This window comes from Xanthomonas sp. NCPPB 3005 (assembly GCF_041228095.2).
In the GTDB taxonomy this organism is placed as follows: domain Bacteria; phylum Pseudomonadota; class Gammaproteobacteria; order Xanthomonadales; family Xanthomonadaceae; genus Xanthomonas_A; species Xanthomonas_A bonasiae.
In genome coordinates, this window is the sequence record NZ_CP166096.2 from 5,183,687 (window position 1) to 5,207,432 (window position 23,746).

The 23,746-nt window shown below is 70.8% G+C and carries 20 protein-coding genes and 1 riboswitch; of the genes, 6 read left to right on the plus strand and 14 right to left on the minus strand.

Annotation, left to right across the window (positions count from 1 at the left end; all coding sequences use genetic code 11):
* Positions 1 to 211 precede the first annotated feature (211 nt).
* From AB8810_RS22480 to AB8810_RS22495, 4 genes are all read right to left on the minus strand, one after another.
* Positions 212 to 622, minus strand: a complete 411-nt coding sequence (locus AB8810_RS22480; RefSeq protein WP_179570534.1) for an XVIPCD domain-containing protein — start codon at positions 620 to 622, stop codon at positions 212 to 214.
* 171 nt (positions 623 to 793) lie between these two features.
* On the minus strand, positions 794 to 1,669 hold the full coding sequence (locus tag AB8810_RS22485) for an NAD(P)-dependent oxidoreductase (protein ID WP_369914953.1): 876 nt from the start codon (positions 1,667 to 1,669) through the stop codon (positions 794 to 796).
* A 61-nt stretch (positions 1,670 to 1,730) separates the two neighbouring features.
* The gene (locus AB8810_RS22490) at positions 1,731 to 2,828 is read right to left on the minus strand and encodes an NADH:flavin oxidoreductase/NADH oxidase (RefSeq protein WP_369914954.1); all 1,098 of its coding nucleotides are present in this window, start codon (positions 2,826 to 2,828) and stop codon (positions 1,731 to 1,733) included.
* Between the two features lie 368 nt (positions 2,829 to 3,196).
* Positions 3,197 to 4,066, minus strand: coding sequence for an NAD-dependent protein deacetylase (locus AB8810_RS22495; protein ID WP_369914955.1), 870 nt, complete (start codon positions 4,064 to 4,066; stop codon positions 3,197 to 3,199).
* Positions 4,067 to 4,391: 325 nt separating this feature from the next.
* On the opposite strand from AB8810_RS22495, the gene AB8810_RS22500 reads away from it, so the two are divergent.
* Positions 4,392 to 5,141 carry a response regulator transcription factor gene (locus AB8810_RS22500; RefSeq protein ID WP_179569714.1) on the plus strand — a complete coding sequence of 250 codons (750 nt, stop codon included), beginning with the start codon at positions 4,392 to 4,394 and terminating at the stop codon, positions 5,139 to 5,141.
* Here AB8810_RS22500 and AB8810_RS22505 read toward each other — a convergent pair.
* The gene (locus AB8810_RS22505; RefSeq protein ID WP_179569716.1) at positions 5,122 to 6,501 is read right to left on the minus strand and encodes a sensor histidine kinase; all 1,380 of its coding nucleotides are present in this window, start codon (positions 6,499 to 6,501) and stop codon (positions 5,122 to 5,124) included. The genes AB8810_RS22500 and AB8810_RS22505 overlap by 20 nt on opposite strands.
* A 146-nt stretch (positions 6,502 to 6,647) precedes the next feature.
* Here AB8810_RS22505 and AB8810_RS22510 point away from each other — a divergent pair, with 146 nt between their 5' ends.
* The gene (locus AB8810_RS22510; RefSeq protein WP_369914957.1) at positions 6,648 to 8,990 is read left to right on the plus strand and encodes a YadA family autotransporter adhesin; all 2,343 of its coding nucleotides are present in this window, start codon (positions 6,648 to 6,650) and stop codon (positions 8,988 to 8,990) included.
* A gap of 115 nt (positions 8,991 to 9,105) precedes the next feature.
* Entirely contained in the window at positions 9,106 to 11,064 is a 1,959-nt protein-coding gene (locus tag AB8810_RS22515; RefSeq protein WP_369914958.1) for a S8 family peptidase, read from the plus strand.
* Positions 11,065 to 11,177: 113 nt separating this feature from the next.
* Here AB8810_RS22515 and AB8810_RS22520 read toward each other — a convergent pair whose 3' ends face one another.
* Positions 11,178 to 12,431: an MFS transporter gene (locus AB8810_RS22520; RefSeq protein WP_191827018.1), complete on the minus strand. Its 1,254-nt coding sequence runs from the start codon at positions 12,429 to 12,431 to the stop codon at positions 11,178 to 11,180.
* Between the two features lie 97 nt (positions 12,432 to 12,528).
* Between AB8810_RS22520 and AB8810_RS22525 the strand changes: the two genes are divergently transcribed.
* Positions 12,529 to 13,434, plus strand: coding sequence for a LysR family transcriptional regulator (locus AB8810_RS22525; RefSeq protein ID WP_369914959.1), 906 nt, complete (start codon positions 12,529 to 12,531; stop codon positions 13,432 to 13,434).
* Between the two features lie 114 nt (positions 13,435 to 13,548).
* Here the strand turns inward: AB8810_RS22525 and AB8810_RS22530 are convergent, their stop codons facing one another.
* The 8 genes from AB8810_RS22530 to AB8810_RS22565 form a co-directional block, all read right to left on the minus strand.
* Positions 13,549 to 14,220, minus strand: a complete 672-nt coding sequence (locus tag AB8810_RS22530; RefSeq protein ID WP_369914960.1) for a VOC family protein — start codon at positions 14,218 to 14,220, stop codon at positions 13,549 to 13,551.
* Positions 14,221 to 14,407: 187 nt separating this feature from the next.
* Complete coding sequence (locus AB8810_RS22535) at positions 14,408 to 14,740, minus strand: thioredoxin family protein (RefSeq protein WP_003469256.1); 333 nt, start codon at positions 14,738 to 14,740, stop codon at positions 14,408 to 14,410.
* A gap of 90 nt (positions 14,741 to 14,830) precedes the next feature.
* The gene (locus tag AB8810_RS22540; protein WP_179569728.1) at positions 14,831 to 15,394 is read right to left on the minus strand and encodes a flavodoxin; all 564 of its coding nucleotides are present in this window, start codon (positions 15,392 to 15,394) and stop codon (positions 14,831 to 14,833) included.
* Between the two features lie 94 nt (positions 15,395 to 15,488).
* A complete protein-coding gene (locus tag AB8810_RS22545; protein WP_179569730.1) occupies positions 15,489 to 16,529 on the minus strand; it encodes a ribonucleotide-diphosphate reductase subunit beta in 1,041 nt (346 codons plus the stop codon).
* Between the two features lie 126 nt (positions 16,530 to 16,655).
* Positions 16,656 to 19,073 (minus strand): ribonucleoside-diphosphate reductase subunit alpha, encoded by a 2,418-nt coding sequence (locus AB8810_RS22550; RefSeq protein WP_179569732.1) that lies wholly within the window; start codon positions 19,071 to 19,073, stop codon positions 16,656 to 16,658.
* A gap of 179 nt (positions 19,074 to 19,252) precedes the next feature.
* A riboswitch (cobalamin riboswitch) is annotated at positions 19,253 to 19,475 on the minus strand.
* A 200-nt stretch (positions 19,476 to 19,675) separates the two neighbouring features.
* Positions 19,676 to 20,533, minus strand: a complete 858-nt coding sequence (locus tag AB8810_RS22555; protein ID WP_369914961.1) for a sterol desaturase family protein — start codon at positions 20,531 to 20,533, stop codon at positions 19,676 to 19,678.
* 7 nt (positions 20,534 to 20,540) lie between these two features.
* A complete protein-coding gene (locus AB8810_RS22560; protein WP_369914962.1) occupies positions 20,541 to 20,837 on the minus strand; it encodes a hypothetical protein in 297 nt (98 codons plus the stop codon).
* Positions 20,838 to 20,953: 116 nt separating this feature from the next.
* A complete protein-coding gene (locus tag AB8810_RS22565; RefSeq protein WP_372530402.1) occupies positions 20,954 to 21,481 on the minus strand; it encodes a hypothetical protein in 528 nt (175 codons plus the stop codon).
* A gap of 192 nt (positions 21,482 to 21,673) precedes the next feature.
* Between AB8810_RS22565 and ompR the strand changes: the two genes are divergently transcribed.
* Both ompR and AB8810_RS22575 read left to right on the plus strand, forming a co-directional pair.
* Complete coding sequence (ompR, locus tag AB8810_RS22570) at positions 21,674 to 22,396, plus strand: two-component system response regulator OmpR (protein WP_191827024.1); 723 nt, start codon at positions 21,674 to 21,676, stop codon at positions 22,394 to 22,396.
* Positions 22,393 to 23,667: an ATP-binding protein gene (locus tag AB8810_RS22575; RefSeq protein ID WP_191827025.1), complete on the plus strand. Its 1,275-nt coding sequence runs from the start codon at positions 22,393 to 22,395 to the stop codon at positions 23,665 to 23,667. The genes ompR and AB8810_RS22575 overlap by 4 nt, the downstream gene beginning before the upstream one ends.
* The last annotated feature ends 79 nt before the right edge of the window (positions 23,668 to 23,746 follow it).

Sequence of the window (23,746 nt, forward strand, 5' to 3'; positions counted from 1 at the left end):
GAAAGCGCACCACTTCGCTCGTCGCGGCTGAAGCCGCTCCTACAGGGACTTGCGGCGGACCAACCGAGTGCATTGTGGGAGGGACTTCAGTCCCGACGCTCCAATGCACAGGAAAGCGCACCGCTTCACTCGTCGCGGCTGAAGCCGCTCCTGCAAGGTGCGGCATCCGCATGCTGGCGGCACACAGCCTCGCCTGCGCGCCAGGCCGCGCTCACTCCGGGCGCAGGCGCAGCGCCAGGCGCCGGTTGACCTTCTCCAGCCGCGCCAGCGAGTCTTCCACCGACATGCCGACCGCCTCGTGGGTGGTGATGTGCGCACGCAGATGCGCCGGGTCGTCCAGGTCGCCGCGCACCAGGAACACGTTCTCGCCCTGCTCCACTTCGCCCAGTTCGCGGCTCAGCACCACGTGATCGACCTGGTCGAAGCCGTACTCCTTGGCCAGCGGCAGCAGCCGCGCCACCATGCGCTCGCTGATCGCGTCGGGCGCGCGGCCGCAGGCGGCATCCAGCGCATGCACGCCCTCGCGGATCTGTGCGTACAGCAGGTGGTCGGGATGCTCCGGGTGCTCGGGGCCGAGCGTGGCCTCGCGTGCGACGGCGCGCGGCGGCTGGATGGGCGTCATGGCGCCGGGGTCGGACGAATTCGGGCTCATGGCATCCTCCTATGATGCGCTTGCAGGCCGCCGCACCTTAGCGGCAAGCACGCGGCCAGCTCAAGCGCGGCGACGCAGTCTGCACCAAACCGCGACAAGGCGACCTGAAGATGGCTGCCGCCGCGCCGCGGCCGCGAACGCTCAGGCCTGACCGGCGCGGCGTGCGGCGACCTTGGCCAGCGCCGACCAGTCCAGCTCGCCGTCGCCGTGCGCGATCGCATCGATGAACTCGTCGCGCAGCACCGCCGCCAGCGGCATCGGCACGTGCCGGGTCTCGCCGGCGTTCAAGGCCAGGCGCACGTCCTTCAGCCCCAGCGTGGTCTTGAAGCCGGCCGGGCTGTAGCGCTGCTCGGCGATCATGCCGCCGTAGTTCTGGTACGCCGGTGCGGCGAACAGGGTGTTGACCAGCATGCCCAGGAAATCGGCCGCGTCCACGCCATGCCCGCGCACCAGCGCCGAGGCTTCGGCCATGGTGCCGATGGCGCTGGCCAGGCACAGGTTGGCGGCCAGCTTGACCGCATTGGCCTGCTCCGGCGCCGCGCCGAAATACCAGGTCTTGCGCCCGATCACGTCGAGCAGCGGCTGCACCCGCGCCAGCGCGTCGGCATCGCCGGCGGCGAGCAGGTTGAGCTGGCCGGCGGCGGCCACGTCGCTGCGGCCCAACACCGGGATCGCCAGGTAGGCCACGCCGCGTTCGGCATGCAAGGCGCTCAGCTCACGCGCCAGCGCCACCGAGATCGTGGCCATGTTGACGTGCACGCTGCCGGCCGGCAGCGCGTCGAGCGCGCCGCGCTCGAGCAGGGTCTCGCGCACCGCCGCATCGTCGGCCAGCATCGAGAACAGCACAGGACCGCGCACCGCGTCGGCCGGCTGCGCGGCCAGCTGCGCGCCGGCCTCGAGCAGCGGCTGCGCCGCGGCCGTGCTGCGGTTCCACACGGTCACCGCGTGCCCGGCGCGCAGCAGGTTGTGCGCGATGGGCTGGCCCATCGTGCCCAGGCCGAGAAATCCGATGCTCATCGCCAACTCCTTGCACAACTCGTGATGGATGCCGCGACCTGCGCGGCGCAGCGCGCGCGGGTCACGCGTCGAACAGGCCGCGCGCCGAACGCGGCTCGCAACGCAGGTATTGCGGCGACGGCTTCAGCTTGGCGCCCAGCGCGGCAGCGGCGTGCCACGGCCAGCGCGGGTCGTAGAGGATGCCGCGGGCCAGCGCGATCGCGTCGGCCTGGCCCTCGGCCAGGATCGCCTCGGCGTGCTGCGGCTCGGTGATCAGGCCGACCGCGATCACCGGCATGCGCACTGCGCGATGGATCGCCTCGGCCTGCGGCACCTGGTAGCCGGCCGCCAGCGGAATCTGCTGGCGGCGGTCGAGGCCGCCGCTGGACACGTGCAGGTAATCGCAGCCCTGCGCCTGCAGCGCCTGCGCCAACGCGACGCTCTGCGCCACGTCCCAGCCGCCCTCGACCCAGTCGGTGGCGGAGATGCGCACGCCCACCGCGATCGACGCCGATACCGCCGCGCGCACCGCCGCATGCACGCGCAGCAGCAGGCGCATGCGGTTCTCCAGGCTGCCGCCGTAGGCGTCTTCGCGCTGGTTGCTCAGCGGCGACAGGAACTGGTGCAGCAGATAGCCGTGCGCGGCATGCAGCTCGATCAGTTCGAAACCCAGCCGTTCGGCGCGCTGCGCCGAGGCGACGAACGCCGCGACGATGGCGTCGATGCCAGCCAGGTCCAGCGCCTGCGGCGGCGTGCCGTGTTCGGCGAAGGCCAGCGCCGACGGCGCCACGGTCTGCCAGCCGTTCGGCTGATCCGGCGCGATCGCGCCGCCGCCGTCCCACGGCTTGTTGGTGGATGCCTTGCGCCCGGCGTGCGCGAGCTGGATTCCCAGCGGCATCGGCGACCAGCGCCGCACCGAGGCCAGCACGCCGCGCAATGCCGCTTCGGTGGCGTCGTCCCACAGGCCCAGGTCGGCGTAGCTGATGCGCCCGCGCGGCTCCACCGCGGTGGCTTCCAGGATCAGCAGGCCGGCGCCGGACTGCGCCAGCTGGCCGAGGTGGATGGTGTGCCAGTCGCTGGCCTGGCCATGCTCGGCGGAGTACTGGCACATCGGCGCGATGACGATGCGATTGGACAACGACAGCGGCCCCAGGGCGAGGGGCGAGAAGAGATGGCTCAAGGTGGCGTTCCGTGGGGGCGCCCGCTGCACTGCGGGCAAGCTGCCATTGCACTCCTGCCGGCGCTGCCGATCAACCACTGCCGGTGGATCAGTTCGTGCGCGGATTCGGAACGCGCCGCGCCGCAGCCGCCAGGGCGTGTCATCGATTGCCGAGTAGGTCGCGTTGGGTCTGCCAGGTCGCCAGCCGGTGCTGCGTGGCGCAGCGCCTGACTGGCAGTCAGGTCAGGTCAAGCCGCGCGGTGCCGGCTGGCGGCCTGACAGGCCCAACCCGTAGGGCCACTGTTGCGCGTGCACGCTGCCGTGCCAGCACTGACGCGAGCACGCATGCGCGGGCGTGGCGCGAGCTGCTCGGGGATTGATGACCCGCCCTAGGCGGCCGCGCGCGGCAGCAGGAACTGCATCGCCTGCGCGCAGGGCTGCGCCAGTTTGAGGCTCAGCAGGTCGTCGCCGCGGGTGCGACCCAGGTTGACCGCGGCGATCGGCAGTCCGGCCTTGGCCGCGGCCTGCACGAAGCGGAAGCCGGAATACACCATCAGCGACGACCCCAGCACCAGCATCGCGTCGGCCTGCTGCAGGTGCGCGAAGGCGGCGGCCACGCGCTCGCGCGGCACGTTCTCGCCGAAGAACACCACGTCCGGCTTCAGCACGCCGCCGCACTGGGTGCAGGCCGGCACCGCGAAGGCGGCGAAGTCCACGCCTTCCAGGTCGGCGTCGCCGTCGGGCGCCTGCCCGGCCTGCAGCGTCGCCCAGTGCGGGTTGTGCTGCAGCAGCTGGTGCTGGAAGTCCTCGCGCGGCAGGCGCCGTTCGCAGTCCATGCAGCGCACCACGTCCAGGCGTCCGTGCAGGTCGATCACCGCGTCGCTGCCGGCGGCCTGGTGCAGGCGGTCCACGTTCTGGGTCAGCAGCAGTTCGACCTGACCGCGCGCTTCCAGCTGCGCCAGCGCCGCATGCGTGGCGTTGGGCCGGGCATGGCCGAAGCGCGGCCAGCCGACCAGACTGCGCGCCCAGTAGCGCTGCCGCGTGGCCAGCTCGCCCATGAACGCCTGGTAGGTGACCGGCTGCGCGCGCTTCCAGTCGCCGGCGGCATCACGGTAGTCGGGAATGCCCGAATCGGTGCTGCAACCGGCACCGGTCAGCACGAACAGGCGCCGGTGGCGCGCGACGAACGCTTGCAGCGCTGCGTCCGTGGCGGCCGGTGCCGGCATGGGCAGGGCGTGATCCGGCAATGTCTGGTGCATCGTACGGGGTCCTTGGGCGGTTGCGTCGGTGCGGCGTGGACGACCGCTGCGCCAGCGACGCGATGAATCCCATCTTGGGTCCGCCGCGCGGCAACGCAAGCGCCCGCAGGCCGGCGTGCCGGCTTCGCATTGCGGCATCTGCCGCGTGAAGACCGCGCACGCGGCGCGCACGGCGCCGAATCCGCGTGCAGCCGCAGCATGCCGCGCATTGAAAGCCCTGCAGAAACTGGCTACTGTCGGGCACCGGCAAGATGCATCGGCTGCGCGCAGCCGCGCTGCCGCACGATGCCTCCGGCAGCAATGCCGCCCATCCCGATTCCGCGTCGTGAGCAGATTTTCCGATCCGATAGGCCAGCCGATCGCCGCCACCGCCACCGCCTCGCTGCGGGTGGCGCTGCTGGAGGACGACGACGTGCTGCGCGACCGGGTCCTGGTGCCCGGCTTGCAGCGGCACGGTTTCGAGGTCACGCCGCTGCGCACCGCGCAGGCGCTGTGGGCGGCGCTGGACGACCAGCGCTTCGATCTGATCGTGCTTGATATCGGCCTGCCGGACAGCGACGGCTTCACCCTGACCCAGCAACTGCAGGCGCAGCGCCCGGGGCTGGGCATCGTCATCCTGAGCGGGCGCGGCGAGCAGCCGGATCTGGTGCGCGGCCTGACCCAGGGCGCGGACTCCTATCTGATCAAACCGGTGCAGATCGAGATCCTGGCCGCCACGCTGTTCAGCGTGGCGCGGCGCATGGCGCGTCCGCTGTCCTCGGCCCCCAGCGCGGCGGAGGAATGGCAGCTGCAGGACGACGGCTGGTGCCTGTTCTCGCCCGATGGCCAGGCGGTGCCGTTGACCGGCTCCGAGCGCAAGGTGGTGCAGAGCCTGTGGAGCGCGCGCGGACGGCTGGTCACCCGCGACGCGTTGATCGGCATGCTCGGCGGCAACCTCGGCCTGGAAGTCGACCCGCATCGCCTGGACGCGCTGCTGCACCGACTGCGGCTCAAGGTGCAGGAGCGCACCGGCGTCGCGCTGCCACTGAAGGCGGTGCGTGGCGAGGGTTACCTGCTCATGCCGCAGGAACGCTGAGCGCCGCCAGCGGCAGGCGCAACACGAAGCAGGTGCCCGCGCCCGGCGCGCTGCGCACCTCCAGGCTGCCTTGCGCCTCCTGCGCCATTTCGAAGGCGACCGCCAGTCCCAGCCCGGTACCTTGACCGGCCGGCTTGGTGGTGAAGAACGGCTCGAACGCCTGCCGCTGCACGTCCGCGCTCATGCCCACACCGGTATCGGCGATCTCGATGCGGGCGCAGGCGCCCTCGCGGCGCAGGCAGATCGAGAAACTGCCGCCGCCGGGCATGGCATCGCGCGCATTGGCGGCGAAATTGAGCAAGGTCAGGTCGAGCCGGCTGCGGTCCAGGAACAGCGGCAACGGTTCCGGCGCCACGTCCAGATGCAAGCGCACGGTCGGCCCGAACAGTTGCCGCAGCATCGGCTGGATGCCACGTAGCGCCTCGCCGGCGTCGAAGCGCTCGGGCACGCTCACTTCGCGCCGGCTGAAGCTCAGCAGTTTGCGGCTGATCGACACGCCGCGCTGCGCGGCCAGCGCCACGCCGTCCAGTGCGTCGGCCAGCGCCAGCGCATCGCGCGGCGGATCGAAATCCAGTTCGTGCACGCAGTGGCGCTGCTCGGCATAGCCGAGGATCGCGCTGAGGACGTTGTTGAAGTCGTGCGACACGCCGCTGGCCAGTTGCCCGACCAGCTCGATCTTCTGCAGATGCAACAGCCGCTGTTGCGCCTGCGCGCGCTCGCGCATCTCCACCCGCAGCCGCGCGGCGCTGCGCCGCGCGCGCCACAGGCTCTCGCGCAACGCGGCCACGGTGCGATCCAGCACCAGGGTGATCATCAGGTAGCTCAGCGCCAGCGACGGCAGGTTCTGGAACGGGCTGCGCGTGCCGCGCGGATCGCGCCCCCACGGGCTCTCCATGCCCGCCCAGAAGATCAGCGTGATGCACAGGTACACCACCCACAGCGCGCGCCGCCCGATCACCAGCGCGGCCAAGGTCAACATCATCATCGGGTAGGGATCGAAGGCCTGCACCTGGTAGCCGAAGGCCAGATTGGCCGCCACCGCCGAACACAGCACCACCGCGATGAACGCCGCGGCGGCCTGTTGCAGCAGGCCGCGGCGGATCATCCACACCCCGGCCCAGGCCGCCACGGACATCGCCGCGTCGGTGCCCACGTCCACCGCCAGCTGGCCGGCGGTCATCTGGATCTGCGGAGCGGTCAGCAGGTGGTAGAGCTTGTTGAGCGGGATCTCGCAGCCGAGGAACAGGAACAGCACCTGCAACGCAGGCGCGTTGCGGCGGTCGACCGGATCGGCGATGGGGACGCGCCGCAGCCATGTCCAATGCCGACGCCACAGCCGGACCAGCAGATTTTGTGGCATGCGTCCCACCCAGACTCCCATGTCGGTGAGTCTACCGTGAGGTTGACGTGAATTTACCGGCATTGAAGGCGGCCAGGGCTTACCGCCTTAATCGGGGCTAAACCCATTGCCGGGACCGTCGTCCCAGCGCTGCCCTGGAACCGCTCATGCCCGTTAAGCACACGCTCGTTCGCTCGCGCCGCACACGCCCTTCGTCCACTCTGTCGCACGCTCCTTACAGCCTGCTGACGGTCGCGTTGCTGCTGGCGGCGGTGCCATTGGCCGCCGGCGCGGCCGCTGCGCCCACGGCCGTCGCGCCTGCCGCCCAGCCAGCCACGACCACGACCACGACAGCGGCAAGCAGCGGCGACGCGCAGCCCGCCGACGACGCGGATCCCTCCGCGCCGGTGCAGCCCGGCAGCCAGAACACCACGGGCTACTTCATGGCCGAAGGCCTGAACGACGGCAGCGACTTCGCCGCCGCCGCCGGCCTGCGTGCCGTGGCGATGGGCGCACGCGCCGACGCATCCGGCGCCTTCGCCATCGCCATCGGCCACCACACCGTGGCCTCCGACGCCGCCGCCATCGCGATGGGCGACGGCGCGGTGGCCAGCGGCACCTCGGCGATCGCGATCGGCGGCAGCTTCTTCGGCAGCACCTACGGCGACTCGGCCGGCGCGCAGAGCACCGGGTTCGGCGCGCTCGCCATCGGCACCGCCGCCACCGCCTCCGCCACCACCGCCAGCGCGGTCGGCTGGAACGCCAGCGCCAGCGCCGCCGGCGCGACCGCGGCCGGTTCGGCCGCCGCCGCCAGCGGGCTATACGCCAGCGCCTTCGGCAGCTCGGCCCTGGCCACCGGCGAGCAGGCCAGCGCGTTCGGCTACGCCGCCTCCGCCAGCGGCACCGGCGCGATCGCACACGGTGGCTACAGCGTCGCCTCCGGCTTCTTCGGGGTGGCGATGGGCTACACCGCCACCGCCAGCGGCGACGGCGGCATCGCGATCGGCGACAGCGCCTCGGCCGCCGGCCAGCAGAGCGTGGCGATCGGGGCGAGCAACAGCGGCGTTCCGGCGCAATCCAACGGCCTGGGCGCGGTCACCGTCGGCGCCGGCGCCTGGGCGCTGTCCGACTACGGCACGGCGCTGGGCTTCGACAGCCATGCCGACGCGGCCTACAGCATGGCCCTGGGCGCATCGGCGCTGGCCACCAGCAGCAATGCGCTGGCGGTGGGCGCGCAATCCTTCGCCGACGGCGAGGACGCCAGCGCCTTCGGCTCCATCGCCAGCGCCAACGCCGCCGGCGCCACCGCGCTCGGCAGCGGCGCCACCGCGCTGAGCGCAGGCAGCGTGGCGCTGGGCTACAACAGCGCCGCCACCGGCGCCAACAGCGTGGCGATCGGCGCCGGCTCGGTGGCCGACCGCGACAACGCCGTGGCCTTCGGCACGGACGGCGCCCTGCGCCAGTTGACCTATGTCGCCGCCGGTACCGCCGACACCGATGCAGTCAACGTGCTGCAGCTGCGCAGCATCGCCACCGCGCTCGGCGCCGGCAGCGTGGTCGGCAGCGACGGCAGCCTGAGCGGCAGCGCCTATCTGATCCAGGGCCGCACCTACGGCAGCGTCGGCTCGGCACTGTCGGCGCTGGACGGCGCGCTGTCGTCGCTGGACACCCGCGTCGGCACGCTGGCCCAGGGCGGCGGCGGCGCCGTGGCGGTGGGCAGCGGCGCCAGCGGCGGCCCCAGCGTCGGCGCCGGCACCAATGCCGTGGCGGTCGGCGCCGAGGCCACTGCGAACGGCCACAACGGCACCGCGATGGGCGCCAATGCCCTGGCCTACGGTCCCAACGACACCGCGCTGGGCGGCAACGCGCGGGTCAACGCCGACGGCAGCACCGCGGTCGGCGCGAATGCCAGCATCAGCGCCAGCGCCACCAATGCCGTGGCGGTTGGCGAGAGCGCCGCAGTCACCGCCGCATCCGGCACCGCACTTGGCCAGGGCGCGTCGGTCTCGGCCGACAACGCGGTGGCGCTGGGCCGCAACTCCAGCGCGACCCGCGCCAACACCGTCTCGGTGGGCAGCGCCGGCAACGCGCGCCAGGTGACCAACGTGGCCGCCGGCACTGCCGCCACCGATGCGGTGAACGTCAGCCAGATGCAGGCCGGCGACAGCGCCACGCTGAGCAGCGCCAACGCCTACACCGACAGCCGCCTGTCGGGCTGGGACGACAACCTGACCACGCTGCGCAGCGACACCGATCGCCGCTTCCACGACGTGGACCGGCGCATCGACCGCATGGGCGCGATGAGTGCCGCCTATGCCGGCATGGCGGTCAACACCTCGGGGCTGGCCGGCGCCAACCGCGTGGGTGTCGGTGTCGGCTCGCAAGGCGGCGAGAGCGCGCTGGCGGTGGGCTACCAGCGCGCGATCGGCAACCGCGCCAGCGTCTCGCTCGGCGGCGCGTTCTCCGGCAACGACAAGAGCGTTTCCGCCGGCGCCGGCTTCAGCTGGTGATGCCGCGGCGGCGCGCCGGGCGCGCCGGCCGCCCCCCCCCCACGCACCGTTTTCCGCCGGCCTGCCGCATCGCGCGGCCGGCGCTCCTCATCACCCTCCTCGTAGAGAGACAGACATGACCACCGTCCCGTCGCTTCCCCGCACCCTGCTGGCCCTGTCGCTGAGCCTGGCGCTCGCCTCCACCGCCCACGCGCAGACCGCGCCGCGCTTCTCCGTCCTGCAGAGCGCCACGCCCGGCCAGTCCAAGGTCTACGACGGCCTGATCGTGACCTACCGCGACGGCAGCAGCGAGCGCCGCGACGCCAGCGCCGCCGCGAGCAGGCTCAGGCAGATCATGGCCGCGCCGAGCACCACGTCGACCTGGTCCAGCACCTATCGGCAGAGTGCGCCGGCGCTGAGCAGGGTGCGCCGGCTCGCCATCGGCGCCGATCTGGTGCGCCCCAACCGCGCACTGAGCCAATCGCAGCTGGAGACGCTGATGACCAGTCTGCGCGCCGATCCGGCGGTGGCGCACGTCGAACCGAACCTGATCCTCAAGCCGGTGCGCAGCACCGTCCAGGCCAACGCCAGCGCGGTCGCCGCGCCCAACGATCCAGGCTACGTGGTGCAGTGGCACCTGCGCACGCCCGACGGCCACCTGGAGACGCTGGCGCCGGAGACCACCGGCTACGCCAACCGCGGCGGTATCGACCTGCTGCCGGCCTGGCAGTACGGCACCGGCCAGGGCGTGGTGGTCGCGGTGATCGACACCGGCATCACCGCGCATCCGGACCTGGATACCTCGCTGGCCAGCGCCGGCTACGACTTCATCAGCGACGCACTGATGTCCGGCCGCGCCAGCAACGGACGCGTGCCCGGCGGCTGGGACACCGGCGACTGGACCACCGACGACAAGTATCTGACCGCCAACGGCGGCTGCGCGCAGCCGGACGAGCAGACCGACAGTTCCTGGCACGGTACCCACGTCGCCGGCACCATCGCGATGCGGACCAACAATGGCCTGGGCATGGCCGGCATCGCCCCGGACGCCAGGATCCTGCCGATCCGCGCGCTGGGCCACTGCGGCGGCAGTACCGCCGACATCGCCGACGCCATCGTCTGGGCCTCCGGCGGCCACGTCGACGGCGTGCCGGACAACCCGAACCCGGCCGAGGTGATCAACATGAGCCTGGGCGGCTACGGCAGTTGCACGGAGGACGCGGTCACCGCCCAGGCCATCGCTGGCGCGATCGCACGCGGCACCCTGGTGGTGGTGGCCGCCGGCAACAGCAACGCCGACGCGGCGGCGTTCACGCCGGCCAGTTGCCCGGGGGTGATCAACGTGGCCGCCACCGGCATCACCGGCGGCCGCGCCTCGTATTCCAACTACGGCAACACCATCACCCTGTCCGCGCCCGGCGGCGGCGTGTATGCCAACGATGCGTCCAGCGGCAGCGGCTCGGTGCGCACCGGCCTGGTCTGGTCGACCCTCAACAACGGCGCACATGGCCCCGACCAGCCGGTCTACGCCGGCTACGCCGGCACGTCGATGGCCTCGCCGCACGTGGCCGGCGTGGCCGCGCTGGCGATCAGCGCGGCGATCGGCGCAGGCCGGCCGATGCCCTCGATCTCGCAGCTGCGCGACATCCTGACCCAGACCTCCAACGTGTTCCCGGTCAAGCCGACCCTGCGCATCGGTGCCGGCATCCTCAACGCCGGCAAAGCGGTGGCGCGCGCCGCCGGCGCCAGCGGCGGCGGCGACGAAGCCACCGCGGTCGGCATCGGGCCGGGCACGCTGGGCAAGCTGTCCGCGGCCGCAGGCCAGGGCACGCTGTATCGGCTGGACCTGCCGCTCAACGCGCGCAACCTGCAGATCCGAACGCTGGGTGGCAGCGGTCAGCTCAAGCTCTACGTGCGCGCCATCCGCGCGCCCAGCGCCGACGGCAGCGATGCCGACTACAGTTCGGTGCGCAGCGGCACCACGCAGAACGTGCAGATGGCGCTACCGGTGTCCGGCAGCTATTTCATCCGCCCGGTCGGCGGCAGCGGCGGCTATGCCAACGTGAGCCTGTCGGTGACCTACTCGGTGCAATGACGCGCCGATGATGCCGGGAGTGGGGAAATGGGAATCGGGAATCGGAAAACACGGGCAATCGCCTTTGCTCTGTTCTACCGATTCCCTATTCCCCACTTCCCATTCCCCATCCGCTATTCGCCGCGCGGCGGATGCGGGCCGAAGCGGCCGTACGGACGGCTGTCGTCGGCGCCGCGGCGCAATACCTGCGCGGCGACCAGGGCGATGCCCAGCAACAGCAGGCAGCAAGCGGCCAGCGCGTTCCAGCCGCCGTGCTGCCAGGCCGCGCCGCTGAGCGACCCGATCAGGCTGGCGCCGCTGTAGTAGGCGAGCAGGTACAGCGACGCGGCATGGCCCTTGTTGCGCCCGCCGAGGCGGCCGACCCAGGCGCTGGCGGCCGAGTGCGCGATGAAGAAGCCGATGGTCAGCAGCACGATGCCGGCGATGACCACCGCCAGCACGTGCGCGATGGTCAGCGCCACGCCCAGCGCCGCCACCGCGATGCCGGCCAGCACCACCGGGCCGCGGCCGAAGCGGTCCGACGCGGCGCCGGCCACCGACGAGGACACGATGCCGAACACGTAGGCGCTGAAGATCATCCCGAGCTGGCTCTGGCTGAGCCCGAATTCCGGCCCGCCCAGGCGGAAACCGGCGTAGTTGTAGACGCTGACGAACACGCCCATCGCCAGGAACGGGATCGCGAACAGCCACGGCAGGTAGCGGTCGCGCAGATGCCCGCCCCAGGCCTGCAGATGGAAACGCAGGTTGATGCCGCGGCGGCGCACGAAATGCCGCGAGGGCGGCAGCAGCAGCACGAAGCCGACCGCGGCCAGCAGGTCGATCGCGGAGACTGCCGCCAGCGCGGTACGCCAGTCGAAATGATCGGTGAGCACGCTCATGCCGATGCGCCCGACCATGCCGCCGAACGCGTTGCCGGCCACGTACAGACCGGTGGCCGCGCCGAGCTTGGACGCCGGCACTTCCTCGGCCAGGTACACCATCGCCACCGCCGGCACGCCGCCCAGGGCGACGCCGGACAGCGCGCGCACCACGACCAGCGCGCCCCAATGCGGCAGGCACGCGGCGAGCAGGTTGAGCAGCGCCGCCAACGCGATCGACACGAACATCAGCCCGCGCCGGCCAAGGTTCTCCGACACCGCGCCGGCGCAGAAGATCGCGATCGCCAGGCCGCCGGTGGCCAGCGACAGCGGCAGCGAACTGGTCGCCGCGTCGACCCCGAATTCGCGCGCGAATGCCGGCAGCAACGGCTGCACGCTGTACAGCAGCGAGAAGGTGGCGAAACCGGCCAGGAACAGCGCCAGGCGGATGCGCAACAGCGGCGCGTCCGCCACGGCCTGTAGCGGCGGGCATTGGCTGGAAGTGGTCACGACGGCGCGGCAACGAACAAGGGCGGCCAGTATTTGCCTGCGTCGATCCGGTGTCCAATATATGATCCAGGCATTCTCCATATCTTCTGGATATGACATGGAACTGCGCCATCTGCGCTATTTCCTGGCCGTCGCCGAGGCCGGGCATTTCACCCGTGCCGCGGCGCAGCTGGGCATCCAGCAGCCGCCGCTGAGCCAGCAGATCCGCGCGCTGGAACAGGAACTGGGCACGCCGCTGTTCGTGCGCACCCCGCGCGGCGCGGACCTCACCGAGGCCGGGCGCGCGTTCCGGGTCGAGGCCAGGCGCGTGCTCGCCGACCTGGAACGCGCCGGCGACGCCGCCCGCCGTGCCGCGCGCGGCGAGAGCGGTGTGCTGCGGCTGGGCTTCACCGCCTCGGCCGCGTTCAACCCGATCGTGCCGACGCTGGTGCGCAACTTTCGCCGCGCCTGGCCGGCGGTGGCGCTGGCGCTGGAGGAAACCAACACCGCCGGCCTGCTCGCCGCGCTGGTGCAGGGGCGCCTGGATGCGGCCTTCATCCGCTACAGCGTGGTCACGCCGCCCGAGCTGCAGTTGCTGAAGTTTCCCGACGAGCCGATGAAGATCGCGGTGCCGGCCGCGCACCGCCTGGCCAGGCGCCGGCGCGCGCCGCTGTCGGCGCTGGCCGGCGAACCGTTCATCCTGTTCCCGCGCAGCTTCGGCACCAGCCTGTACGACGAGATCCTCGAAGCCTGCCGCCAGTCCGGCTTCGAATTGCAGATCAAGCAGGAGGCGCCGCAGATGTCGTCGATCGTGAACCTGGTCGCCGCCGAACTGGGCGTCTCGGTGGTGCCGGCCTCGACCACCCAGGTGCAGTTGCCCGGCGTGCGCTACCTGGACATCGAAGGCCGCGTACCGATGGCGCGGCTGGCGCTGGCGGCGCTGCCGGCCACCGCACAGGCGCTGCCGGTGGTGCGCCATCTGTGGCAACTGGCGCAGGCGCATGCGGCGGGAAAGCGCGGGTAGCACCGCACCTTCCTGGGTCCCACATGTAGGAGCGGCTTCAGCCGCGACAGGCCTTCTCGGTAACGCCTGTCGCGGCTGAAGCCGCTCCTACAGGTGCAGCGTGGGCCGACGGGCTCACCGCGACACCACGTCCCATCCCGCCGCGTCGCGCAACACCTGTCCGCAGTGCACGCCTTCGACGACCACCCGCACGCCCTGCGCGAACGGCAGCTGGCGCTGCTCGGGGAACCAGCGCCGCTGCGCATCGACCACGATCAACAGGCCTTCGTGATCGCCGAGCGGCGCGAATACGTCGGATACCGGCATGAACGGCGGCAGTCCCATCCGCTCCTGCGCCGCGGCGGCAACCGCGGGCACCTGCGCGCTGGGCAATCCGATCTCGCTGATGCACAGCAGCTCGGCCGCGGAGAACGCGCCGTCGGCGACGGCGTGCGCCGGCAGCGGCTTGCGCGCGATCAACTCCAGCACCGCGCCGTCGGGTCCGGCGAAATACACCGACTGCGATTGCCACGCCGCGTCGAGCGCGAAGCGCGATTCGCCCAGCGGATCGCGCAGCAACGGCACGCGCTGGGACAGCCAGCCGCAGGCGGCGTCGAAGCGAGTCGAGGGGATGTTGAACGCCAGATGCACGCTGCCGACATCGGCGTTGGCGGCCACCAGATCGAGCAGGCTCCAGCCGATGCGCACCTGGGTGGTGGCCGCGACCGGGAGTTGCAGGACGTCGCGATAGAAAGCGGTACTTGCCGCAGGATCGCTGGCGGGCAGGCTCAGTCGGGTGATACGCATGGTGGCTCCTTGTGCGGGAGCCAGCATTGGACGACCTCAAGCATAGTTGAGGTCAAGTACGGCGCGTAGCGTGTGGGGTGTTCGCGCGGACGTGCTCCTGTAGGAGCGGCTTCAGCCGCGACAGGACCTCCGGGTAGAACCTGTCGCGGCTGAAGCCGCTCCTACAGGAGAGCCTTGCCGCGAGCGCTCAGCCCAGATGCGCGCGCACCGCTTCGTCGATCTTCGCCGGCGGCACGAAGCCCGGCACCCGCGCCACTTCCTCGCCCTGGCGGAACAGCATCAGCGTCGGCGTCTGGCGCAGGCCCTGGGCGCGGAAGAAGTCCTCGCCCACGTCCTCCATCTTCACCTTGAGCAAGGTCACGCCCTGCGCGCTGTCGCTCTCGGCGAAGCGCTCCAGCGACTTGTCGAGCATGCGGCAGCCGGGGCAGTTGTCCTTGTTGAAATCGGCCAGCACGCGCGGATGCGCGGCGATGGCGTCGGCGAACTGTTCGGCGGTGGCGACGGTGATGGTGGTGAACATGGTGCGGAACCTTGTCTGATGTCGGAGTATGCCTGGCGCGGGATGTCCCGACGCCGGCGATGCCAGCAAAACGAATGGACCAATGCGGCGTCAACCGCTGCCGTGCAGCGGCAACGCCGTCGAGGCGAACCCGGCCGCGCTGCCGAACGCGGGTTCGGCGGCGGTCGCCACGGGCGCGGCGCCGGCCGGCAGCGCACGCGCGGCGCGCAGCGCCAGCACCTGCGCGCACCAGGCGTCGATCGCGGCGTTGTCGCGGTCGCCGTGCGGCATCTGCTCGATCTCCAGCAACGGGTAGGCGCTGCCGAAGAAACGCGCGATGCGCTTGACCGCGCCGCAGTAGTACTCCAGCCCCCACTGCGTCTCGCCGGTGCCGAACGCGGCGACCTCCACATCCTTGCCGGCCGCCTCGACCAGTTCGGCGATGTAGCGCTTCATCTCCGCCGGGGTACGCCCGGCGTTGTCGCTCCAGCTGCCGAGCAGGTGCAGGTCGAAGTCCGCCGCGCGCGCGGCGTCGCCGAGCGCGCCGTGCAGGGTCTGCAGGTCGGTATGGATCCAGGTCACCTGATGCCCGGCCGCCTCGCACTGCGCATGCACGCGGCGGGCGACGTCGCGGGTGTTGCCGCTGAGCGAAGCGTAGGCGAGCAGGATGTTCATGAGGCGGGGATTGGGGATTGGGGATTCGGGATTCGTCAGAGCACGGGGATTTGCTGTTGCCAATCCCCAATCACGAATCCCCAATCCCGGCCCCTCACAGATCGTCGAAGCCGTTGTCCGAGTTGGTCTTCTTGTAGCTGGCGTTGCGCATCTCGAAGAAGTCGGTCTTGGTCTCGGTGAAGTTATCCGCGTAGGCCTTGATCCACGGCATCACGTTGTCGCTGGCGTCGGTGTACAGCTTCTCGATGCCGAGCATGCCGGACATCTTGTTGGCGCGGTACTTCACGTACTGGATCATCTCGTCCACGTCGATGCCCTCGATGCCGTCCAGCACTTCGGCGGACCACTCGGTCTCCAGTCGGATCGCGTGCTCGAACGCCTGGTGCACGTAGTCGGTCAGCTCGTTGGTCTGCAGCTCGGCGTTCTCGCCGATGATGGCGCGGATCAGCTCGCTGATGAACTTGGTGTGCGCCAGCTCGTCGCGGTTGATGAAGCTGATGATCTTGCCAGTGCCGGTCATGCGGTTCTGCCGCACCAGGTTGTAGAAATACGCGAAGCCGGAATAGAAGTTGATGCCTTCCAGGATCGAGGACTGGATCAGCGAACGCAGCAGGGTCTCTGCGGTCTTCTCGCGCATGAAGTCGTCGTAGGCCTGCATGATCGGCTGGTTGCGCGCGATGATGGTCGGGTGCGTCCGCGCGATCTCGAACACGCGGTTCTGGTCGGCCAGCCCGGCGATGGAGGCCAGCACGTAGGAATAGCTCTCGTTGTGGATCACTTCCTGCTGGCCGATGATCGCCGCGTTGGCGTGCGCGGCCGGGTCGGTGATGTATTCGGCGACGTTGTAGATGAAGCGCGTCTGCGGCGAATCCAGCGTGGCCAGCAGGCCGATGATCGAGTCGTAGGCGTTCTTCTCGCGCGCCGACAGTTCGCCGTACTGCTTGGCGTCGCCCTTCATGTCCACCTCGTCGGGGATCCAGAAGTTGGTCGACAGCTCCTTGTACGCGCGATAGAACGACGGATACGGGATGTCGTTCCAGTTGAGGATGCCGCTGGTGGTGCCGTTGATGATCCCGGTGGAACGGTTGGGATGCATCGGTTCGAGGATTTTGATGCGGTCGAGCGCGATGGCCATGGGTCGGATTCGGTAGTGGGGTGAAGCGCGCCGGCAGGCGGCGCGGCGATGCGGGAGCGGCGCACCACGCGCATGGCGTTCCCAGTGGGAAGCCATGCGCGCGCAGGCGCCGCTACGGGGTGGCGATCAGCTCGAGCACCACTCGCATTCGCTGATGTCGATGTCGTTGGAGCGCACGTAGTAGGTGGTCTTCAGGCCTTCCTTCCACGCGGTCATGTGCAGGTCGAGCAGGGTGCTGGCGCGAATGGTGCTGGGCACGTAGAAGTTGAAGCTGATCGACTGGTCGACATGGCGCTGGCGGCGCGCGTTCTGGCGCACGCTGGCGAACTGGTCGACCCGGTAGGCGCCCTTCTCGTAGTACGGATAGGTGTCCACGGTCAGGCCCGGCGCCACCACCGGACGGCGGAAGTCCTTCTTCTCTTCGTAGTAGAACGCGCTGTAGATCGGGTCGATCGAGGCGGTGGAGCCGGCGATCTGCGCGGTGCTCATGTTCGGCGCCACCGCGATCATCCAGGCGTTGCGCACGCCGTTGATGCTGACCTGCGCGGCCAGTTCCTGCCACTCGGCGCTGTCGTAGCCGCGCTTGCTGAAGTACTCGCCGTTCTGCCAGTCGCTGCCCTTGAACACCTTGTACGCGCCCTTCTCCTTGGCCAGCGCCAGGCTCGCCTGGATGGTCAGGTAGTTGATGCGTTCGTACAGCTCATCGCAGTAGTCCTCGGCCTGCCTGGAGTTCCACTCGATGCCCTTCTGCGCCAGCAGATGGTGCCAGCCGAAGGTGCCCAGGCCGATCGCGCGGTACTTCTGGTTGGTGATCGTGGCCTGCGGCACCGGCAGGTCGTTGAGGTCGATCACGTTGTCGAGCATGCGCACCTGCACCCGGATCAGCCGCTCCAGCACGTCCGGCGACAGCAGGTCCGGCTGCGCGGTGACCGCGCGGCCCAGGTTCACCGAGGACAGGTTGCACACGACGAAGTCGCCGGCCTGCTTGGTGGTCACGATCTGGTCGCCGCTGATCATCTCCTGGATGACCCGTGTCGGGCTCATGTTCTGCAGGATCTCGGTGCACAGGTTGCTGGAATAGACCATGCCCTGGTGCTTGTTCGGGTTCATGCGATTGACTTCGTCGCGATAGAACATGAACGGGTTGCCGGTCTCCAGCTGGCTGACCATGATCCGCTTGAGCATGTCGATGGCCTTGACCACCTTGCGGCCGATGCGCTCGTCGGCGACCACTTCCTCGTAGCGGGCGCGGAAGCTGCCTTCGCCGCGCTTCTCGTCGAAGAAGTCCTGCAGGTACCAGCCCTTGACCTCCTTCACCTCGTGCGGGTCGAACAGGTACCACTCGCCGCGGCGCTCCACCGCTTCCATGAAGATGTCCGGCACGCACACCGCGGTGAACACGTCATGCGCGCGCAGGCGCTGGTCGCCATTGTTCAGGCGCAGGTCCAGGAACGCCTCGATGTCGCGGTGCCAGATGTCCAGGTACACGGCGATGGCGCCCTTGCGCTGGCCGAGCTGGTCCACCGACACGGCGGTGTTGTTGAGCTGCTTGATCCACGGCACCACGCCGCCGCTGGAGTTCTTGACCCCGCGGATCGCCGAGCCGGACGAACGCACGTAGCCCAGGTAGGCGCCGACGCCGCCGCCGTGCTTGGACACGCGCGCCACGTCGGTGTTGGAGTCGTAGATGCCCTGCAGGCTGTCGTCGACGGTGTCGATGAAGCAGCTCGACAGCTGTCCGCCGATCTTGCCGGCGTTGGCCAGGGTCGGCGTGGCCACGGTCATGTACAGGTTGGACAGCGCCCAGTAGGCCTCGCCGACCAGCTGCATGCGCCGCTCGCGCGGCTTCTCGTCCTGCATCAGGTACAGCGCGATGGTCAGCCAGCGCTCCTGCGGCAGTTCGTAGACCTTGCGCGAGTTGTCAGTGGCCAGGTAGCGCGTGGCCAGCAGGTACAGGCCGTTGTAGGCGAACAGCTTGTCGCGCTCCGGATCGATCATCCGGCCGGCTTCGGCCAGCTCGTCCTTGGAGTAGTTCTTGAGGATGTCGATCGAGTACACGCCGCGGTCGGCCAGGCTTTCCTGCAGGCCGACGTAGGAGCCGTACTTCTCGCCGGCATCGTAGAAACGGTTCTTGCTGGCGCGCTTGTACAGGCGGTGCAGGTACAGGCGCGCGGCGAAGTACTCCCACTCCGGCGTGGCGATGTCCACGCGCGACTCGGCCTCGCGGATCAGGTAGTCGACCATCTCGTCGGCCGACAGGCTTTCCTTCTTCTCGACGAAGGCGAACGCCTTGCGCTCGTAGTCGGCCACGTCCAGCTGCGGGAACTCGGCATGGATCCGGTCCAGGGTGCGCTGCAGGCGCGAGCGGTCGAAGGCCATGCGGCGGTTGCCGCCGTCCTTGACGATCCAGGTCACGGCGCGCTGGTCGTTGCTCGGCTCGCTGGCGGCCGCATCGGGCTGCGCGGCAGCGGCGGCGGCAGGCGTGGGGTCGACATCGGCGGTGTCGAGGGGGGCTGCGGCCGGCAGGCTGTGGGTCTGGCTCATGAAGGTCTCCAAGCGTGGTGCACCCGGCTGCCTGACCCTCGCAGGCAACGGTCCGACCGGATCAGCAGGGTGGAGACGCGGTGTCGCAGAGACCGCGACGGCGCAGGCGCGAGCCTGCGGGCGGTCAACGCTTCACCGACCATCTCCCCCCGGAGATTCAACGGTCGGCGCCGCGCTGTGTGCATCGCGCGGCTGTCGGCAGGTCTTCGGGCTTATGGGCGACGGCCGATGGCCGGTTCCTAGCCCGTCGCTTCCCAAGGCAGGGCGCCTCAGTGCGGGTGACGGGTTCGTTCCCAATTACCGCTGCGGGGCAGCGCCGGCCTGAGCGCTCGCGCGCCGCACCGGCTTCCCTTTTGATCCCGCAGCCTGGTGGCTGCTGGAACCGACCACCACAAGATAGTGGGGTCCCCGGGCGTCGTCAACGCTAAATGTAGTCACAAAACCGAAAACCCAAGCGGGGCAACCATTTGCCGTGGCGAGGCCGCACATCCCTGCAGCGGGGCGCCGGAGCGGGCGTGGAAACGGCCGTAGCGCCCATGCCGCAAGGGCCTCGGCGACCCCGTCGGCGGCTGGCCGGGCGCGGCCGGCCACGCCGATCTGCGCTAACTGCGCGGGGCGTCGGTCGGCGCGTCGGTCACCGCTGCCCCGGGCGGGCCGAACAGCACCCGCAGGCGCTGCCGCCAGCCGCGGGCGCGGCGCAGGTCGCGCAGCAGCGGCGGCCAGGCATGGAAGGCGATCGTCACCGGGTTGTGGCTGCGCAGCGGCGTCGTCAGCCCATAGCGTGGCGGCACCCCGGGCCGCTCGGCGCGGAAGCTGCCGAACAGCCGGTCGAACACGATCAGCACCCCGCCGTAGTTGCAGTCCAGGTATTCGGGATTGCTGGCGTGGTGCACGCGGTGGTGCGCCGGCGTGTTGAACACCCATTCGAGCGGCCGCGGCAGGCGTCCGATCAGCTCGGTATGCAGCCAGAACTGGTAGAACAGGTTCGCCGCCAGCGCGCCGAGCACGTAAGGCACCGGGAAGCCCAGCCACACCAACGGCGCGAAGCACACCGCCGCGCCGGTGAGCTTGCCGGTCCAGCCCAGCCGGTAGGCATTGGCCAGGGTGTACTGCTGGGGAGAGTGATGCACCGCGTGGTTGAGCCAGAACCAGCGCACCCGATGATCGGCGCGGTGCATCCAGTAGTAGCAAAACTCCTGGCCCACGAACAACGCCAGCCAGTGCCAGGGCCGGTCCATCGCGACCGTCGCCACCCGCAGCGGCCAGACCGCGTACAGCAGCGCGCCGACCGCACCGCCCTGCAGCAGCAGGCCCAGCGCGGCGCGGCCGAGCGCATCGCCGAGCGAGGCCCAGTAGGCCTTCCAGTCGTAGCGACGACCGCGCCTGCGCCAGACCCAGGCCTCCAGCGCGGCGACCGTGGCCAGCAACGGCAACACCAGCAGTGGCAACCAGAGGCGCATCGCCGGCTCAGGGTTCGCGCTGCTTGGCCTGTTGCATGGCCTGCATGGCCGCGCGCAGCTCGTCCGGCGACAACTGGCCGTCGCGGTTGCCGTCGAGCGCATCGAAGCGCTTGGCGATGCGCGGCAGCGACGCATCGGCCTCGCTGCGGCTGATCAGACCGTCGCCGTTGGCGTCGGCCGCCTTCAGCCGCTGCTGCAGCTGTTGTTTGTGTGCGGCGGTCGGCGCGGTTGGCGTGGTCTGGGCGGCGGCGGTGCCGGCCAACAGCAGGCTGCACAGCACTCCACAGGCAATGACAAGCTTCATGGCGATCCTCGGGAAACGGAAATAGAGGGGAAACAAAGGCGTTGCGGCGCAGGCTGCGCCGCAACGGGAGACGATGGGCGCCGCGGGCGTGCGGTCGCCGCGCCCGCGGCTCGTGGTCACGGGCGGCAGGCCACGACCTCGCCGGCAGCATTGGTGCAGGTGCCGGTGTGACTGACGCTGCCACCGGCCGCCGTGGTCGAGCCCTGGTAGCTGGCGCCGTTGGCGGCGGTGGCGCTGGTCTGGCGGCTGCCGGTGACGCTGCCGTCGGCGCTCTTGGCGACGCTGCCGCTGCTGCTGGCGCTGCCGCCGTTGGCGCCGCTGACGCTGGCGCTGCCCTGGCGGCCGGCGCTGCCGTCGGCGTTGCGGTAGAAGGCGCCCTGGCGCGTGGCCGAACCGCCGTTGACGCCGCTGGCGGTGCCACCGCTAGTGCCCGACGCGTTGCCCTGGCCGTCGGCCTGCCACTGGCGCGCCCGCGCCCGGCTGCCGCTGGCGCCGCTGGCGCTGGCATTCACCGCGGCACTGCGGGCACCGTCCACATGGCTGGCGGTGCGGGTGCGGGTGCGTTCGCGCGCCTGCGCGTCGGTCGCCGCCAGGGCGGTCAGACCGCCCACGGCCAGGGTGAGCAGCAAGATCGAACTGTGCATCAAGGTTTTCATCGTGTCCTCTCCGGATAGGCAGCGGGTGGCTGCGGTGGAGCCACGGTAGGCCGCCTGCGGGCACAAGGTGTTGCGGTGTGACCAGCGGATGTTTCTGCGGGCGGCGGCGGAAACATCCGCTTACAAAGTCCGCACGGCGGGCGTTGCCGGGCGACCGTGGCGCAACCGATAGTGGCGTCCATGAACGACGCCCCTGCCCGCCTGCTCCTGGTCGACGACGACGAACGCCTGCGCGAACTGCTGCGCCGCTATCTGGAAAGCCAGGACTTCTCGGTGAAGGCGGTGGCCGACGGCGCCCAGCTGCAGCACGCGCTTGCGCGCGGCCATTACGACCTGGTGGTGCTGGACCTGATGCTGCCCGGCGAGAGCGGCCTGGAGATCTGCCGGCGCCTGCGCGGCCAGGGCGACACCACGCCGATCGTGATGCTCACCGCCAAGGGCGACGAGGTCGACCGCATCGTCGGCCTGGAGATCGGCGCCGACGATTACCTGCCCAAACCGGTGAATCCGCGCGAGCTGCTGGCGCGGATCCGTGCGGTGCTGCGGCGCACGCGGCCGGCCGGCGCCGGCGCGCCGCAGCCGGACGGCGGCGAGATCGGCTTCGGCCGCTTCCGCCTGCACCTGGGCCGGCGCGAACTGAGCTGCGACGGGCAACCACTGAAGCTGACCACCGCCGAGTTCGCGGTGCTGTCGGTGCTGTTGCGGCATCCGCAGCAGCCGCTCAGCCGCGACCGCCTGATGAGCCTGGCGCACGGCCGCGAGCACGACGCCTTCGCGCGCAGCATCGACGTCACCGTGGCGCGGCTGCGCAAGCTGCTCGAGGACGACGCGCGCACGCCGCGGCTGATCCAGACCGTGTGGGGCATCGGCTACGTGTACGTGCCGCCGGAGATCGCGCCATGAGCCGCACCCGCCACGTCGGCGATGGCTGGCCGCGCAGCCTGTTCGGGCAACTGGCGCTGGTGATCGCGCTGGTGCTGGCCGGGGCCGGCCTGCTGGCGCTGCTGCTCGGCCGCGAACTGGCGCTGCGCCCGGCCGCGCAGCAACTGCTGCGGGCGATGGACGGCTTCGCCAACGTCGCCGAGGCGCTGCAGCGCTCGCCGTCGTCGGCGGCGCTGGAGCCGGCGCTGCGCGAGGCCGGGCTGCAGGTCCGGCACGCGCCGCCGCCGGTGGTCGACGCGCGCAGCGGGCCGCTGGCCGACGAATTGCAACGGCGCGCTGCGGACCAGCTCGGCCCGGGGCGCGAGCTGCGCCGCGGCCACGGCGACGGCGCGGTGTGGCTGAAGCTCGCCACGCCCGATCCGCTGTGGGTGTCGTTCGCCGGCGAGCGCCGCGGCCACGGCGTACGCCGCTTCTCGGTGGCGTTGCTGGCCGCCTGCGCGCTGCTGGTGTGGCTGGCGGCGGCCTATTTCGCGCGGCGCCTGGTGCTGCCGCTGCGGCAGCTGGCGCAGGCGGCACCGCATCTGGTGCGCGGCGACGGCGCCGTGCCGGTGGTCAGCGGCGGCCCGCGCGAAGTGAACGACCTGGCACGGGCCCTGACCGACGCCAGCGCCGACGTGCGCACCGCCGCGGCCGAACGCACGCTGATGCTGGCCGGCATCTCGCACGACGTGCGCACGCCGCTGACCCGCCTGCAGTACGCGCTGGCGCTGCTGCCGCAGGTGGAGCCGGAACTGCGCGAGGGGATGGAACGCGACATCGGCGAGATCGACGCGATCCTGGCGCAGTTCATCGCCTATGCGCGCGACGGCCGCGACGAGGCCAGCGCGCCGCTGGACCTGGTCGAACTGTGCCGGCATGCGCTGGGCGCGGCGCAGGCGGCCTGGGACGTCGACCTGCCGGCGCAGGCGCCGCTGTACGCCAAGCCGATGGCGCTGCAGCGCGCGCTCGGCAACCTGATCGGCAATGCCGAGCGCCACGGCGCCGCACCGTTCCAGTTGCGCCTGGCGCGCGACGGCGACGGCTGGCGGATCGAAGTGCGCGATCACGGCCCAGGGCTGGATCCGGCGCTGGCCGCAAACGCGCAGCAGCCGTTCGTGCATGGCGGCCACGGCGGCAGCGGATTGGGCCTGGCGATCGTCGAGCGCGTCGCCCGCCAGCACCATGGCGAACTGCGCCTGGACAACGCCGCGCCGCACGGATTGCGCGCCACGCTGCGGGTGCGCGAGGCATGAGCACCGGCACCGCGGCGACGGCGCAGGCAGCCATGCGCACCGCGGCAGCCGCTGCACCCGCGGACGCACGGCATCGCGT